This is a genomic window from Pirellulales bacterium, assembly GCA_019694455.1.
Taxonomy (GTDB): domain Bacteria; phylum Planctomycetota; class Planctomycetia; order Pirellulales; family JAEUIK01; genus JAIBBY01.
Genome location: JAIBBY010000010.1, coordinates 14648 through 30155, shown reverse-complemented (window position 1 = coordinate 30155; position 15508 = coordinate 14648). Strand labels below are relative to the sequence as shown.

General features: G+C 63.3%; 13 protein-coding genes. 3 read left to right on the top strand and 10 right to left on the bottom strand.

The genetic code is table 11. The annotated features are described in order from the left end of the window. Positions 1-4 precede the first annotated feature (4 nt). The 8 genes from K1X71_06090 to K1X71_06055 form a co-directional block, all read right to left on the bottom strand. Entirely contained in the window at positions 5-997 is a 993-nt protein-coding gene (locus K1X71_06090; protein MBX7072700.1) for a 50S ribosome-binding GTPase, read from the bottom strand. 75 nt (positions 998-1072) lie between these two features. Further along, positions 1073-1675 (bottom strand): DedA family protein, encoded by a 603-nt coding sequence (locus K1X71_06085; protein ID MBX7072699.1) that lies wholly within the window; start codon positions 1673-1675, stop codon positions 1073-1075. 107 nt (positions 1676-1782) lie between these two features. Next, positions 1783-3522, bottom strand: a complete 1740-nt coding sequence (locus tag K1X71_06080; GenBank protein ID MBX7072698.1) for a hypothetical protein — start codon at positions 3520-3522, stop codon at positions 1783-1785. A 153-nt stretch (positions 3523-3675) separates the two neighbouring features. Next, positions 3676-4071, bottom strand: coding sequence for a 4Fe-4S binding protein (locus K1X71_06075; protein ID MBX7072697.1), 396 nt, complete (start codon positions 4069-4071; stop codon positions 3676-3678). A 217-nt stretch (positions 4072-4288) separates the two neighbouring features. After that, positions 4289-5374: an NTP transferase domain-containing protein gene (locus K1X71_06070; protein MBX7072696.1), complete on the bottom strand. Its 1086-nt coding sequence runs from the start codon at positions 5372-5374 to the stop codon at positions 4289-4291. Positions 5375-5377: 3 nt separating this feature from the next. Further along, a complete protein-coding gene (locus K1X71_06065; protein MBX7072695.1) occupies positions 5378-6292 on the bottom strand; it encodes a rhomboid family intramembrane serine protease in 915 nt (304 codons plus the stop codon). A 161-nt stretch (positions 6293-6453) separates the two neighbouring features. Beyond that, the gene (locus K1X71_06060) at positions 6454-8514 is read right to left on the bottom strand and encodes a redoxin domain-containing protein (protein ID MBX7072694.1); all 2061 of its coding nucleotides are present in this window, start codon (positions 8512-8514) and stop codon (positions 6454-6456) included. A gap of 143 nt (positions 8515-8657) precedes the next feature. Further along, entirely contained in the window at positions 8658-9191 is a 534-nt protein-coding gene (locus tag K1X71_06055; GenBank protein ID MBX7072693.1) for a DUF1572 domain-containing protein, read from the bottom strand. 157 nt (positions 9192-9348) lie between these two features. On the opposite strand from K1X71_06055, the gene K1X71_06050 reads away from it, so the two are divergent. Then, a complete protein-coding gene (locus tag K1X71_06050; GenBank protein MBX7072692.1) occupies positions 9349-10425 on the top strand; it encodes a metallophosphoesterase in 1077 nt (358 codons plus the stop codon). Here K1X71_06050 and K1X71_06045 read toward each other — a convergent pair. Next, entirely contained in the window at positions 10386-11963 is a 1578-nt protein-coding gene (locus tag K1X71_06045) for a glycosyltransferase family 39 protein (GenBank protein ID MBX7072691.1), read from the bottom strand. The two genes, K1X71_06050 and K1X71_06045, sit on opposite strands and share 40 nt — an antisense overlap. Positions 11964-12116: 153 nt before the next feature. On the opposite strand from K1X71_06045, the gene K1X71_06040 reads away from it, so the two are divergent. Continuing rightward, positions 12117-12512 (top strand): hypothetical protein, encoded by a 396-nt coding sequence (locus K1X71_06040; protein MBX7072690.1) that lies wholly within the window; start codon positions 12117-12119, stop codon positions 12510-12512. A gap of 45 nt (positions 12513-12557) precedes the next feature. Here the strand turns inward: K1X71_06040 and K1X71_06035 are convergent, their stop codons facing one another. Continuing rightward, complete coding sequence (locus K1X71_06035; GenBank protein MBX7072689.1) at positions 12558-14270, bottom strand: hypothetical protein; 1713 nt, start codon at positions 14268-14270, stop codon at positions 12558-12560. A gap of 216 nt (positions 14271-14486) precedes the next feature. Here K1X71_06035 and argC point away from each other — a divergent pair, with 216 nt between their 5' ends. Continuing rightward, positions 14487-15503 carry an N-acetyl-gamma-glutamyl-phosphate reductase gene (gene argC / locus K1X71_06030; protein ID MBX7072688.1) on the top strand — a complete coding sequence of 339 codons (1017 nt, stop codon included), beginning with the start codon at positions 14487-14489 and terminating at the stop codon, positions 15501-15503. The last annotated feature ends 5 nt before the right edge of the window (positions 15504-15508 follow it).

Here is a 15508-nt window from a genome sequence, read left to right as displayed (position 1 = left end):
CGGTTTACATGTGCAGTTCAACCACATCGCGGTCGGCCACCACATGATCTCCTTTGACTACGAGTCCGTCATGGGCGCCATGTCCCCACACCTTGGCGAACTTGAACTTCTCCACAAAGTCCTTGTGCACCTGTTCGGCAATATCCAGCACGGTGCCGCCGCGCCGCACCGTGAATGGTCGCTCGAAGTCGGCCTGCTTGTGCGTCGGTAGTTTGGTGTAGACGCGGACCACATCCAGCCCCTCATAGATGGCGGCCCGCAGCGCGTCGAGCCCGGTCCCTTGCTCCGCTGATACGGGATACTCGGCAAAATCGAGCGGCAACAACTCGTGCAATAGCTCTAGCCGCGCGGGCGCGTCGGCCAGATCGATCTTGTTCGGCGCCACGAGCGTCCTCGTGTACGAGAGCCCCATGTCTTCTTCGTCGAGCGATGAGTCGCGCGCCAGCCGGGTCTTGGTGCCGTTCAAACGATCGAGCACCGCCTGGCACTGTTCAATTCCCTCGTCGGCGCCCAGATCGATCAACAAAACCACCAGGTCGGCGCCGCGGATCATCCCTTGCAAGTACGACTCCATGAAGTCCTCGGTCACCGGCGGCGTGTCGATCAATTGCACTGCCACGTCCTCCCACGGCATCATGCCCGGCGTGGCCACCCGCGTAGTAAACGGATACGGCGCCACCTCGGGCGTGGCGCGGGTCAACGCTCGCACCAGGCTGCTCTTGCCGGCGTTGGGGCCTCCCAACAGCACCACACTGCCGGCGCCTTGCCGGGGGATGCGTACCGAGTGACCTTTCTTGCCGGTCTTGCGCTCGGTATCCAACTCCTTCTTGGCGCGGCTGATCTTCTGCTTCAGCTCCGACTGCATCTTTTCCGAAGCCTTGTGCTTCGGCAACTCGCGATACATTACCTCGAGCCACTGGACCTCTTCTTCCAGCGTGGCGGCCCGGCGGTATTGCTCTTCAGCCTTGAGATACTGCGGAGTGAGATTGGCGGCCATGATTGTCGCGCGGCGAGCGAATTGACTCTCGGCAGTCTATCGCCTGAACCGCGGGCTGACTACGCCCGCACGCCGCTATCGGCGCTCCATGGGCGCCGCGCTTGCTTCCGCGTCTTCGACCTGCGCCAATGCCGCCGCCACGCGCGGACGCGCCAACTTCAGCAGCAGCCACAGCGCGGCCGCGGCCGCCACCAACAGCGGCACGCCATACCGCTTGTAGAGCGGCACATGCTCCATGATCGCTTCGCCTAACAGATAGGCCAGACCGAAAACCAGCGGCACATAGATCAGCGACGCCAGCGCAAAGCAGCCGGCCGCCTTCCAAGAGCCGGTTCCCATGGCGCCGGCGACCACTTGTAACGGTGTGCGCAGGCCTGGCAGAAAACGGCTCATCAAAATGACTATTGCGCCACGCCGCCGCACCGCGGTCTCCGCCACGCTCCAGCGTTCAGGGCTGACCACCCACGCCAATGGGGGCCGTCGCAACGCCCAGCCGCCGACATACTTGCCCAGCGAGAACCACCCCAGATCAATCAGCACCGTGCCGATCACGCAGGCCACCATGGCAATCGGCCACGACACGTCGCCGCGCGCGGCCGCTAGCCCCGCGCCAATGCAAGCCATGTCTTCCTGCAGCATGGCGGCCATCAATATGAGCAGTACGGGGCCAAAATCCATGAAATTCGCCAACCGGAGCGAGTCCGAACAGTTACATCGTGAGTGTAGCTTGCCGCGTCATGCCGATGCCATCGACTGATGCGCGACGTGGCAATGGTTTGCAAAGACTATTTGCTGGCTAGCTCAACCACGCCGTCCCATTCGGCAGGTGGTCGCTCGCCGAGCGACGAGCAATGCGCTGCCATCGCGCCGGCCGCAGCGTCCCCTTCTATCGCCAAATGTTCAAGTCGTTGCCGCGCTGTTTGCCAATCGCCTTGTTCAAACTGCGCCAGCGCATCGGCGTACGCGTTCCACGCCGCTTGGCGCTCTTGCCGTTCTTCCACCGAACGCACCTCGTACAGGTCGACGGCGCCGGCCACTCCAAACGCGCGCACTCGGCACAAGCGCCGCGCCGCCACGTCGCCAGCGGCCAGCACTGTGGCGCCGGTGGCCAGGATCGGCGCGCCAAACCATTTGGTCGCCTGCTCAATGCGGCTGGCCAGGTTCATGGTATGGCCGCGCGGCCCATATTTCAGCCGCCGCGCGCTGCCGCTGTTGCCCACCAGCGCTGGTCCTGTGTGAATGCCGATGCCAAACTCCAGCGACCGCCCGAGCTCGGTTCGCCAACTATCGTTGAGTTGCGGCAACTCGCCGCGCAGCGCCAGCGCCGCCTGGCACGCCCGCCGCGCATGATCCGCCTGATCCAAAGGCGCGTTCCACATCACTGCCATGCCGTCGCCGTAGTAGTCGATCACCACCCCCCCCGCGTCCATCACTCGCGAGGTCAGTCGGTCCAGTACGTCGCTCATCAGTCGAAAGGTCTCGCGTGGGCCGGCGCGTTCGGCGATGGCCGAAAAGCCGCGCACATCGGCGAACAACACCGTGATCTCTCGTTCGCGTCCTTCCAACAGCGCCGGATCGCGCTCCAGCTCGCGCGCCAGCTCGGGAGAAAAGAATTGCTCAAACTGCACCCGCATCCGCGCGGCCTGCGCCTCGCGCGCCAAGCGCGCCAGCCCCGCGCCGCTGGCGGCGGCCAAAAGCTGCACCACCTGCGCCTCGATTAGCGAGATGGCCGAACTCGTGCCGCTCAAAGTGTGCAACCGCGATCCGTACAACACCCCCACCGCCTTACCCTGGTCGTCCAAGATCGGTGACGCCACCACCGCTTCGATTTCGCTCAGGCTGCCTGGCCCCTGCGGCAATCGAAAGCTTTCATAGAAGGTGCGCCGCTCGCTCGCCACGCGCTCGATGACCGTGTGACTGAACTCTTGCGACTGCCGCGGGTTCTGCGGGTGCCGGGCGGCAATCTCCCAGCCCTCCTTGCCGTGCAGCAACACGCAACTCGAATCCAAGCCCACCAGGTCGACCACCGCCTTGGCCGCGTCGAGGTAAAAGGCGTTCGAGCCCGCCGCCGACTGCTGCACCGTCACCACGCGTTCCAGCCACTGCGCCAACACATCGGCCGGCGGCGCTTCTCCCAGTTCGCGCAAGCTGGCGTTGCGCACCACGCTGTCTTGCAAAACCGGTTGCCGAATTGTCATCAGTGGGCTGTCAACTACGGTCTCGCCCTCGACCAGCAAATGCGTTTCGCCAATCGTGATTGAGAGCGGCAACCCGCAGTCTTGCGCGGCGCCCACGTCCAGCGAATCTCCCTCGTGCAGGGTCACCGGATTCTTGCGGCTGATGTTCTCCACTCGCACCCGGCCATCTGGCAGCGGCTCGATGCGCAAGTGATCGCGCGACACAAACGGATCTTCAAGCACCAGTCGCGGCAAGTCGCGCTCGTTGCCGCGACCAACCTCCAGCGGTCCCTGCGCGTGCTCAAAGCGCCGTAGCTCGTGATTCGTCCTGATCAAGATTCGCAGCATCGGCTATCGCTCACGCGGGTAACGGCTCGCGCCGCCAGACTACTCCCAATCGCCGCGCACTAACAACCTCGGCCGCCATCTTTGCCTGACGCACAACAAAAAAACCCAGGAGTTGCTTCCTGGGTCTGTTGGTCGAAAGGTTCGTTCTCGGGCTCAGCCAGTTTCGGCCTTCAGTTCGGCCAAATGCTGCGCCGTGCCGACCAGCCGATCCCAATGCTCGGTGATGTACTCCGGCGGTCCGCCAACCTGCGCCACCACTTGCGCCACAAGCTCCGTCGGCACCATCTCAATGGCGTCCCAAGGGCATACCGTCAGCTCGTACGGATCGGTCTTCTTCCGCGGAATATGTACGCAGACCTCGCAGCCCACGCAGCGCTCGATATCGATCTGGCAAAAGCTCTGCATGTTCGGCATGCCCGGAAACTGCTGCACCTTGACGATGCAATCGACCGGGCAAACCTCAATGCAGGCCTCGCAGCCAGTGCAGTTGTCGGCGTTGATGACCGCCAGTTCTTTCGGCAGCTTCTTGCGGGGACCTTGCTTGGCCATGCCAGTTACTCAGTGATTGGGCGGGGAGAGCCTGCCCTCAATTTGAGAAATTTTTCACAGTCTTCAACTATCATAGGGTCAGATCGGTCGCTGGCCAACCGCAGCGCCACGATAAACCGCCGCCGTTTGGGAAAAATCGCCGGCCGATGGGCCAGATGGCCGCCAAACCTGTCCGATTGGTAACCCTAAAGGTGACTTCAGACCGCCCGGACAGCGGCTACAAATACTTGTCGAGTCCACGTTCGGCCAGCAGTTGCGTCAGCCGGCGGATCGATTCCTCATCGTGCTTATTGGCCACCAGGGTCACGTCGGGCGTATGCACGATCACCAGATCGCGCACGCCAAGCGTGACCACCAGATGCCCATCTCCCGCGCGAATGATCGAGCCCATCGTATCGATGCCGACGTGGGCACCGCTCATCACATTGCCGTTGCTGTCGGACGGCGCCAATCGAGATAGCGCTTGCCAGCTTCCCACGTCGTCCCAATCAAAGGGGGCCTCGATCACCACCACACTCGGCCAATGCTCCAGCACCGCGTAATCGATCGAGATCGGCTTCACGGCGGCGAACTCGCGCTCGAAGACGCTCGCCTCGTCGCGCGCCCCTTGCGCCTCGACGATGCGCGCCAAGTGGCCCAGCATCTCCGGTTCGCGCTCGGCCAAGGCATCGCGGATTGTCGCCGCCCGCCAGACAAATATGCCGGCGTTCCAGTAGTAGCTTCCCACCGCCAAATATTGGAGGGCCAACTCCCGCTTCGGCTTTTCGTGAAACCGCGCCACGTCAAACGCCGGCGCGTCCCCCTTGGCTCCGTGTGCCAGTGCCTCTCCCCGCTCGATATAGCCAAACGACTCGGCCGGGTAGGTGGGGCGGATGCCAAAAGTCGCTAACCGCCGCGGCCCTTCATCCACCAGTCGTGCCGCCTGCCGAATCGCCTTTTCAAACGCCTCGGTCGGACCCAACACATGATCGGCGGGACAAACCAGCATGGTCGCGTCGGGGTCGACCGCTAATAGTCGCAGCGCGGCCAGCGCGATGCACGGCGCCGTGTCGCGCTTGCACGGCTCCAAGATCAATCGATCGGCGTCCAACTGCGGCAGTTGCTCCTGGATCGGCCGCGCCAAACGCGCCGCAGTGGCGACCGTGATCCGCTCCGGCGGCACAAGTCCCGCCAGCCGCGCGAGCGTTGTTTCGAGCAGCGTCTCGTTGCCAGCTAGCCGCAACAGTTGCTTCGGCAGCGCGGCGCGACTCTCCGGCCAAAAGCGAGTGCCGGCGCCGCCGGCCATCACAAGCGCGTGCAGCATGGGTTATCTCTTTCCGCCGAGCGTGCGCCATAGCACCGGCGCGTAGCCACAGGCTGCGCCAAACACTAGCCCAATGGTGTGCGCCGCGTTGGCGACGTTGCCCACGATCGGAGTAAAGCAGAGCACAAACCAGAACAGGAACATGAACACTGTGTTCGGATCGATATACAGGCCCGACCAAGGGTCGAACTTGCTCTGCATCCAGATGTATCCAAAGAAGGCGAACCCCACTCCCGACATGCCAAACGCGATGCCGCCGAAATAGAATTGCCCCGCCACCGTCAGCACCCCCGATGCCAGCGCCAGCGCGATGTACAACAATCGGCTGCGATGCTCCTCAACAATGCCGCCGAGCAAATACAGCCAGTACATGTTGAACACCAGATGCAGCACACCCAAATGAATGAGCACCGGCGTGAACAATCGCCACACCTGCCCCTCGCGCACCCCCCCTAGCCCGCGCTCGCGATAGACGTTGCCCGTCGCCGAGTCGACCACCACACGGTTCAAGGTCAGCGCACGATACACCACCGTCGGCTTGCTGCCAAAATCGGTCAAAAACGTCGCCAACACGCTGGCCACCACCAGCGCAACCGTCAGTGGCCGCCGCTGCGCCGCGCCGCCGCTCCAGCGGCTGCGCACTTGGATCATGTTGCGCCGATACTCTTCCTCGCGCTTGCGCGCCTGCTTTTCCAGCTCGCGGGCCTTTTCCGCCGCCGCCTTGAAACGCGCCGCTCCCGGCTCCGCCTGAAATTCGCCGAGCTCTCGTTTCGCGGCTTCGAGCTGATCCTCGTCGTGAATCCAGACAACCGTGCCGTCTGCCGACGAATCGAGCCGGCTCTTGATGCCTTGCGTCAGCAGATAGCCGGCAAAAACACGAGCTTGCTCCGGATCGGTAATGACGCCGATTTGTCGCATGATCAAAGCGCAGCGGACCGTGAAACCAGGATGCCGATTGGCTGAATCGTAGTCATTGACCCCGCCGCGATGAAAGGCCCCCTCGCGCGCAAGGCAGGCCAGCGACTCCCGCCCCCTTCAATCCCTGGCGCCGTCGCGCATCGGCCAACGGCGCTGGTCTTTCATCTCGAATCCGCGGCCGGTCCAGCATCGGCTTTCGCCTGGGCAGCGTCCTCCGCCTGCGCCGACTCATCCCGCTTCTTCCGCCGACTGCGGCGGCGCTCCGGCATCTGCCCCTTGTCGATCGCCTCGAAGAACACCGCGACCTCGCGGCCAAACAGCTTGCCCGCCTCGTCTAAAATCTTGGCCTTGGCGTCGGGCGCCAGCTTTGCCTCGCGCCACTGTTTCATGAAGCTCTGCATCAAGGCGCCGTTCAGCCGCCCCTCTTCCTTCGGCTTGTCGGCCACCAGTTGAAAGATGCCAAAGCACATCTCATCGGCGCTGCCGTTGCCAAACAGCACCCGCGCGGGCGGCGACTGCGGATTGCGCGGATTCTCCGCCGTGTTGTTGTAGCGGCTCACCACGTCCAACCGCGTGCCGGCGGGCAGCTTCACCGGCTCGCGATAAACATAGTTGTCTTGCCAATAAAAATCCCAGTCCTTGATCCACACCAACGACTTTTCGGCGCCATCTGGCAGCGTGGCCGTGATCTTCATTTCCTTGCCGATCAGATGCATGTGCGGCAAGAGCGAGATCAGCGACACGTCGGTCGGCAAGGTCACGGACGAAGTCACCGTGTGCTCGCTGGCGCCGGCCGGTATGTCGATGATGATCGTCCCCACCACAAACGGGTTGGCCGCCATCACCCGATCCACCGGCTTGTCGGCAAAGTAGAGCGCCACCGTGGATTGGTCGCTCTCTTCCTTGCCGCTGGGGTGCAAATGCAGTTGCAACACCAGATCGGTCTTCGTCTGCACCGGCATGCCGATGTTCTGCGGGAAATACCGCGGCGTCATGCCCGGCGTCCACACCCCCACCAGTCCCGCCACAGGGATGTCGATCGAGCCCGACGTGGTGTAGCCCGGCTCTGGCGTCGCCGCGTCTTTCTCGCGCGCCATACCGCTGCGGTCGAGGAATAGGATCGCATGATGCACAATTGCCGGGTTGCCCGGCCGAAACTCAAAGCCGACGATCGTTTTGTCGTCGGGGATGTCGATCGGCATGATGACGTGTTGAAAAATATCGGGTCCACTCGCCGGCATGTTGAACACGTCGGGCGCCTTGAGCACCAGGTCGGGCTCTCCCATCCGCCAGCCAGAAGCAAAAACCGGCGCCGGCGGCAGATCGGCGGCGTCGCCCTGTGGAGCCCCTGCCTTGGCCCAGGCGTCGATCAGCGCGATTTGCGCATCAGTCAGTCGTCGCTCCCCCAGAAACAGCCCGTGGCCCGCTTCGGCCTTCCACGGCGGCATGATCCGCTCGCTCGTCACCTGCGCCAAAAACTCGGCCCGCTTCGCCGCATCCTCGTAGCCCAATAGTGAGAACGGCGCCACCTCGCCAGGGCGGTGGCACTCCACGCAGTTCGCGATCAACAAGGGCGCAATATCGCGCGAGTACGTCACGCCGCCGGCCTCGTGCCCTTCCTCGATCGGGCAGCCCACGGGTGTGGTGGCCGCCACCTCGACCGGCTTCCCTTCCAGCACAGCGGCAATGGCATCGGCCAGTTCGTGCGTCGTGATCGTCGGTCGCTTTGTCCCCACTGCCGCGTACAGGTCGTTGATCCGTCCGCGATAGGCCACCCTCCCCGACGCGTCGAGCACCAGCGCCTCGGGCACGTGCGTCGGCGCCAATAGCTTCTTGAGTTCGCCCGATGCGTCGAACAGCACCGGAAACTCAATCTTGAACTCCTTGGCGAACGCGGCCGCCTGGGCTCGCGTCGTGTGCGGGTCGGAAATCACGCCCAACAGCCGCGCCGGCCTGTCGGCCAGCGACTTGGCAATGCGATTCAACTCCGGCACATACTCGCGCGCCACGGGGCATTCGGTTCCCAAGAACACGACCGCCGCCGCCTTGTAGCCATCGCCATCCAATCGCTGGATTTGGCCATCGAGGTCAATCGCCGCATAAAATCGCGTGGCCGGCTTCTCGTCCGCTGCCCGAGCGGTGGCAACCAACCCGGCGAACACAACACTACAAATAACCAGACGGCAAATATTCCAAATGGGCGCGAGCGCGATTTGTGGCATGGAGAGTTTCCTTGCGAAAAGAAGAGGGGCCGGCTCATCAATACCGCCGGCCAAGCCCGAGTATTGTAGCCGCGCCAAGCCCCTGGGGACAAAGGCTGGCTGATCGACTTGGATCAGTCTATTCCGGTAGTCGGATCCCGCGATCATCTCCCAGACGCATCTTGGATCAAGTAACTCCCCGCACTGTGTTCGCGACTCTTGCCCGGCGCGATGGTGATCCACGGGGCATCGGGACGGAAAAGCCGGGCCAGATAGGTCACCTGTCCCGCATGGTATGCCAAATGATTTGCGCTGCGCAGCAGCGCCTGGAACACCGAGTGTGGCTCGCCGCGTATGGTCACCAGCCGGTCCAGATCGCTGTCGTTCAGGCTGCTAAGCGCGCCCTCGACCACGCTCCAGGCCTCGCGCCAACGCGCCATCAAGCTGGCTCGCGTGTCGGCGACGCCGAGGACAAATTCTTGATCGCGATCGCGATTGGGCTTCTCGCCGTCACTGGTCAAAAAGTCGGTCCAGCGCGAACTCAGATTTCCCGTCAGATGCTTGATGACCAGCGCCAGCGAATTGACCTCAGCCGACGGTCGACGAAAAAAATCGTCGTCCGCAAGTCCGTCGAGCGCTCGCTCGATCATTCCTCGATAGCGATCGAACTCATGTGCGAAGGCGGCGATGGTATTCATGGTTGTGACCGGTCGGGTTTCGCGACATCTCGCCATTAGCATACTGCGTCGATCGGCGGCCCAAGCTCAAAAAAGTTGTGCCGCGCTGGCCAGCGGCCATAATGTCCAGCATCGTTCTCGTCCGCCCAGCGCCAGTCAGTTCTCCGGAGATGCCGCCATGTCGCAGCTTACACGTCGCCAGGTTCTCAAAACCGGGGCCGCCTGGGCCTGTGCTCCCGCCGCGCTCTCACTGGCCAGCGCCCAGGCCGCCAATGCTGATCCGTATGCCGATGGCAAACTGGTCGCTGGCGAACCCCCGCTGCCAGAACCCGGCGCCTTCACCATTGCCGTGCTGCCCGACACCCAAAACTACAGCGAGCGCTATCCGCAAACCTATCTGGCGCAAACCGGTTGGATCGTCGAAAACCAAAAGCCGCGCAACATCGCTTGCGTGCTGCACCTGGGCGACATCACCAACAACAACGCCGTGCCCGAGTGGGAGAACGCCCGCAAGGCAATGGCCCTGCTCGATGGCCACGTGCCGTACGTGCTCACCCCCGGCAACCACGATTACAGCGACGGCGGTGGCTGCACCGACCGCACCACCCGGCTGAACGATTACTTCTCGGTCGGCCAGTTCAAAGACCGCTCCCACTTTGGCGGCACGTACGACCGCGAGTCCGATCGCCTGGAGAACTCGTTTCATCTCTTTTCCGCCGGCGGACGCGACTTTTTGGTGCTCGCGCTCGAGTTCGGCCCGCGGCGCGACGTGCTGCGCTGGGCCAACGAAGTGGTCGACCGCCATCGCCAGCGCGAGGCGATTCTCATCACGCACGCTTACATGTACTTCGACGACACCCGCTACGACTGGAAGAAGTACGGCGCCAAGCAAATGTGGAATCCGCACAGCTACGGCGTCGCCAAGGCCACCGACGACGATGTGACCGACGGCGAGGAGCTATGGACGGGGCTCGTCTCGCGCCACGAGAACTTCATCCTCACCTTGAATGGCCATGTGCTGAAAGACGGCCTCGGGCGCACTGTCACCGCCACCCCCGCCGGACGCGAGGTGCCGCAAGTGCTCGTCAATTTTCAGATGCGCCCCAAAGGGGGCGACGGCTGGTTGCGGCTGCTCGAATTTCGTCCCGATGGCAAGTCGGTGCAGGTCTACGATTACTCCCCCACGCGCCAAGAGCGCAACGAGTCGCCGCAAAATCAATTCGCGATGACGCTGGCCCCGGTCGCCACTGGCTGACCCGCAGGCGGTTCCTTGCGGCGCGTCATGAGCGGCATGCTCGGGCCGCCGGCAAGTCGATAGATGGCGTAGCCGTACTGCCGGTCTGCTTCCATCTCCTGGAAGCGGGCGCGAAAAACTTGCTGGTCGCTCTCGGGCCCCACGACCACTGCAATCCGCGCCCCGCCCGTTTGCGCAGCCGCGATTCGCTCGTCAAATTCTGCGTCGCCGGCGGCAAAGAACCAGCCCCGCCGCTCGGTGTAGTAGAGTAAGTCCAGCGTCGAACCATGCACGGCGACGACGGGCTCGCCGACTGGCGCCAACCGCTGCGCCGCGCTAGCCGCGGCCAGCACTCCGCGATCTTCGTCGGGAGTAAAGAACGCCGGCCGCGCCGCATAGCGGGCCGCGCATAGCGCCCCCGTCAGCGCAACCGTCGCCAGAACCAGGCGACGCTGGTTAAGCCGCGCCGCTATCGCGTCCCAACCGAGTCCCACCATCAGACAAAACGGCGGCAAGATCACCAGCGCATAGTAGTTCATCTCATAGAATTTACGCGGCAACAGCAGCACCAGGATTGCATACGCCGCCAGCCACGGCAGATGCCGCCGGCTGTCGCGCCGCGCCAGGCCAATTGCCAAGAGCGCGGCGCCCACCGGCGTGAGCATCACTGTCATCAGGTCAACCGCCAGACGCGCGTAAAAACGCGGCTCGCCTAACAGCGGATGCGGTGGCAGGTGCGCCGCCGCGCTGTCTCGCACCGAGTAAAACACGCGCTCCGCCAACTCACTGCCGGGCGCCGCCGCTCGGGCGGCATGCGCGTACCACAGCGCCGCCGGCAGCGTCGCCAGCATCAGCACGGCGACGGTTAATAACAGCCTAGCGCCGCCAAGGTGATGGCGCGCAGCCCAGCACATCCACACCAGTGGCAGCAGCAGCACGGCGATATAGACCTTGGTCAACAGCGCTCCAGCCAGCGCGAGCGCGGCGACTACGAGCCAAACGCCGCGGCGACTGCTCATCCAGCGATCACAGCTCCAGATGCAGGCGATGCTCAGGCAGACAAGTGACGGTTCGAGCATGAATGCCTGCCCATAGATGATGCTCACCGGCGACAGCGCCAGCGCCAGCGCCGCGGCCAGCGCCACGCGCCGGCCGTGCCAGCGCCGCGCCAGATCGTAGAGCAGCGCCACGGCGGCCGCGCTGAATAGCACCGAGACAAGTCGCCCCCAAACGTCGAGCGAGCCCCCCAGCCATCGCCAGGCGCCGCCAGCCAGATAGGCCGCCAGCGGAAACTCGAGCAGGTGCAGCGCCAGTCCATCGCCAGACAAACTATCCAGCGCCGGCCGCCAAATGCTGCTGGCGCCGGTGGCCCAGTTTCGCGCGATCATCGCGTAAACCACATTCTTGGTGGCAAAGTTGCCGAGTAGCGGCCGTCCCAGGCCGGGCAGTCGCACCACAATCGCCAGCACCGCCAGTGACAGCACTTCGGCATGCGCGCGGACAAACGGCGCAAGACAGGCGAGACTGCGTGCGCGCTGAAGTTGCCCTGGATAGGACATTCGAAAAATTCCGCAAGAAAAACGCGGGCGGCAAACTGCGGGCGGCCGAATATACCGCTACCGAGCCTTCGCTCCCAGGCGGATGCGCGCATGCGATAGGGCAGTGTCGCAGTGCTAGCAGTCGCCCGCGAACTTGATCTCAAAGGGCGTTGTATGAGCCGTGCCTGGTCTCTCGTTGGGCTGTTGTCGCTGATGGTCTCGTCGGGCTGCGCGATGTGCGCCAGCCCCTACGATGACTGCCCACCAACCTTTCTGGGGCCTAGAGGCGAAGGCGATCCTTGCTTCGATCTGCACCTGCGCGCCGGTTCCATTCTGGGTCCCGCGCCGGTCGTCTCCTACGGCGGAGAACAGGTGATCGAAGAGGGAGTCATCACCTCCCCCAGCGAATCCGCGGCGCCCACCGAGGCCGAGCCAATTCCCACCCCCGCGGCCGATGCGCCGCTTGAGACCGAACAGCCGCGGATCGAACCGCGCCCCGACTCCGGCGCCGATCGCGGCGCGCCTCGCACCCGTGTGGTCTCGGGAATCGCCCGCGCGTTCCGCCGCTAGACCGGCGTCGCGTTCGGTTGCGAGCGACCAATCCGATACGTGGCGCTACTCCGCCGCAATCACGCGGCGCACTGCCTCTAAAACCGGATCACGACCGGCAAAATAATCCGCCGACGTGAGCGCCACCGGCACGTCGGGGGCGATCCATACTCGCCGGTCCATCGGATACGAAAACTGCCACACGCGCGTGGAGATGCTCACCTGCAGCTCGGTGTGCGGCAGCACCACCATCGTCGACTCGCCAATAAAGTTGGGATTGGATCCAGTCGGTTCGCCAGCAAACACAGCGTCGGTCAGACGATCAACGTCGGTGCAGAAGTTCTGACACGCCGAAAAAGTGTGACGGCTCGTCAGCAGGAAAAGGCGACGCCCCGGCTTGTCACGCTCGAAGTGTATGAGCGTCCTCAGCAGCGGCTGGTATAAGAACGTGTTGCCTCCCCCATTGTGGCGCACGTCGACGATCAGCCGCCGCACATCGGCATCGGTATATGTCTGCTGCAATCGCCGTGAAAACTCCTCGATCGATTCGCCGCGAGCTTCTCCCACACCGTTGAACTGAACAAAGATGGCATGGTCGTCAGGCAGGTGCTCCAGCCAATAATTGGTCTCCGTGTCGCGCAGCCACAGCGGATTGTCGTTGTCGCGCTGTAGCGCCGATCGTCCACTGTCGTTGCTCGGTCGCAGCGCGACCGCTTCCAATACCGCAGTCTCCTGGCTGCTGCCGTCGCGCTGCAGCGTCAACGCCACGCGGCCAGTCTCGCCAGCAATTCCACATCTTTCCAGCACCGCCGGCACGGTGAGATAAATCGGCGCCCAGACGCGAATCCCCATTTCGTTATCCCGACTGATGATCGGGGTAACTGAATCAACTGCCTGATCGATGGGCGTATCTGCGATCTTCACCACTCGCGCGCCAATCCATCGCTCGTGCTCCGGCGCAGTATTTACGACACAAACACAGTCTGCGAACCGATAGAGCGTCAGCGGCAGCCGGGTTAGCCGGATCTGCCGATGAAACAGCGACGTCCGCGAATGCCCGTCCCCCAATAGTGCCAGCACGCGATGTAGCTCGATCAGCATCTGCGCGTCAGTTAGGTCCGCGATTCGTGGTTTTAACCGTTCAACCGCTGCGGCTAACTCGTTAGCTCCTGCGCCGCGCCCTAGTTCGGAGTGCTGGCCGGGGTGAAGCCGCTCGGCTTCAGCGACCAAAAAATCCAGATCGCGTCGCCACCGCTCACCGCGAGAAGTTCTCGCATCCAGTGGCTCAGCCGCTAGCGTGCGAAAGCGATCCTCGTCGCGCATTCTGGCGAACTGATCGTCGCGCCGCAGCAATATGCGCTCCGCCATGCCGCTGGTCATCGCGCGGTCGAGCCACTCATACGCCTGTTCCTTCTTTTGCAGTTCGGCATAAAGCCCCGCGATGCGACGACTGTTGATGTCGGGTTCGCTGGCGCCGTAGCGCATGGCCTGTTCGTAACTGGCGATGGCCGCTTGGTACTGCTTCTCGGCGGTCTGGCAGGCGGCCAATTCCAGCCAGTTTTGGCCGTCGTGCGCAAAGCTACTCGTCAATTGTTCATAGAGCGGAATCGCGGCCGCATAATTGTGCTCCCGGTACAGTTGCCGCGCTTCGCGCCTCACGCGGTAATACGCCTCCCCATCGAGCGGAGCTTCGCCGCCAAATAACTGCCATCCGCAAATGCCGGAAAAGATACCGGCGACGACCAACCGGCCGAACATCATGCAACTGCGTGCGCGCATGGTTGCTCCCTAGGCTTGATTCGCTTGCCAACTCTCGATTCGCGATTCTGCCATGGATCTTGGAGATTCCCGGGTTCTTTCGCTTCCCGCCCCGACCGCTATACTGCGCTCGCCCTCCGCCGGCGCCTTGGTCGCGGCGATTCTCCCTCGCCGCCGGCGAACCTGAGCCGGCGTTCGGCCCTCCTAACTGCCTAGTTTCTCCCTTTCGAGCCGCCCATGTCCGCCACACGCATTGCCATCCTCGGCGCCACCGGTTACTCCGCCTTGGAGTTGATCAAGCTCCTGCTGCGCCACCCCAACGCTCAAATCGTGGCCGTCACCAGTCGGCAGGAAGGCTCGCCACCGATCTCGCAAACGCACCCCTCGCTCACCGGTCGGCTCGATCTGCCGCTCGAAGACCTCACGCCGCAGCAACTCGTCGATCGCGCCGATTGCGTGTTCAGTTGCCTCCCCCATGGTGTGACCAGCAAACTCGTTCCGCAACTATTGCGGCCCGGCAAGCGCGTCATCGACTTTAGCGCCGATTATCGCCTGGCCGATCACGCCTCGTACCGCGAGTGGTACAAAGAAGAACATCACGATCCCGAGCGACTTGGCAAAACAGTCTATGGGCTGCCCGAATGGTTTCGCGACCAGATTCGCGGCGCCCAGTTGATCGCCAACCCCGGTTGCTATCCCACCTCGACCATTCTGCCGCTGGCGCCTTTATTGAGCGCCGGACTGATCGAAGACCGCGATATCATCGTTGACGCCAAGAGCGGAGTCTCCGGCGCCGGCCGCGCGCTCAAACTATCGATCCTATATCCCGAATGCAACGAAAGCATCTCCGCCTACGGCATCGGCAATCATCGCCATACCCCGGAGATCGAGCAGATCCTCGGCAAGGCTTCCGGCCGCGCGCCGCGCATCGTCTTCACGCCGCACCTGGTTCCAATGGATCGCGGTATCCTCACCACTGCCTACAGCCTTCCAGCGCCTGGCGTGACTGAGGAAAAGCTGCAAGCCGCGCTGCGCGAGGCGTATGCCAGCGAACCTTTTGTGCGCGTTGTAAGTCATCTGCCGGCCACCAAGGACGTGTCGGGCACAAATTTCTGCGATCTCACCGTTCGCCTGGTGCGCGGCCGAGTCCTCACCATTAGCGCCATCGACAACCTCGTCAAAGGCGCGGCCGGCGCCGCCGTGCAAAACTTCAACCTCATGTATGGCTATCCAGAAACCACGGCGCTGTTGTAACCAGA

Excerpts from the sequence above, each read along its gene's own strand:
- K1X71_06050 (MBX7072692.1), top strand. The coding sequence starts at position 9,349 with ATGTCGCAGCTTACACGTCGCCAGGTTCTCAAAACCGGGGCCGCCTGG.
- K1X71_06075 (MBX7072697.1), bottom strand. The coding sequence starts at position 4,071 with ATGGCCAAGCAAGGTCCCCGCAAGAAGCTGCCGAAAGAACTGGCGGTC.
- K1X71_06080 (MBX7072698.1), bottom strand. The coding sequence starts at position 3,522 with ATGCTGCGAATCTTGATCAGGACGAATCACGAGCTACGGCGCTTTGAG.
- K1X71_06035 (MBX7072689.1), bottom strand. The coding sequence starts at position 14,270 with ATGCGCGCACGCAGTTGCATGATGTTCGGCCGGTTGGTCGTCGCCGGT.
- K1X71_06085 (MBX7072699.1), bottom strand. The coding sequence starts at position 1,675 with ATGGATTTTGGCCCCGTACTGCTCATATTGATGGCCGCCATGCTGCAG.
- K1X71_06060 (MBX7072694.1), bottom strand. The coding sequence starts at position 8,514 with ATGCCACAAATCGCGCTCGCGCCCATTTGGAATATTTGCCGTCTGGTT.
- K1X71_06055 (MBX7072693.1), bottom strand. The coding sequence starts at position 9,191 with ATGAATACCATCGCCGCCTTCGCACATGAGTTCGATCGCTATCGAGGA.
- K1X71_06065 (MBX7072695.1), bottom strand. The coding sequence starts at position 6,292 with ATGCGACAAATCGGCGTCATTACCGATCCGGAGCAAGCTCGTGTTTTT.
- K1X71_06070 (MBX7072696.1), bottom strand. The coding sequence starts at position 5,374 with ATGCTGCACGCGCTTGTGATGGCCGGCGGCGCCGGCACTCGCTTTTGG.
- K1X71_06045 (MBX7072691.1), bottom strand. The coding sequence starts at position 11,963 with ATGTCCTATCCAGGGCAACTTCAGCGCGCACGCAGTCTCGCCTGTCTT.
- argC (MBX7072688.1), top strand. The coding sequence starts at position 14,487 with ATGTCCGCCACACGCATTGCCATCCTCGGCGCCACCGGTTACTCCGCC.
- K1X71_06040 (MBX7072690.1), top strand. The coding sequence starts at position 12,117 with ATGAGCCGTGCCTGGTCTCTCGTTGGGCTGTTGTCGCTGATGGTCTCG.
- K1X71_06090 (MBX7072700.1), bottom strand. The coding sequence starts at position 997 with ATGGCCGCCAATCTCACTCCGCAGTATCTCAAGGCTGAAGAGCAATAC.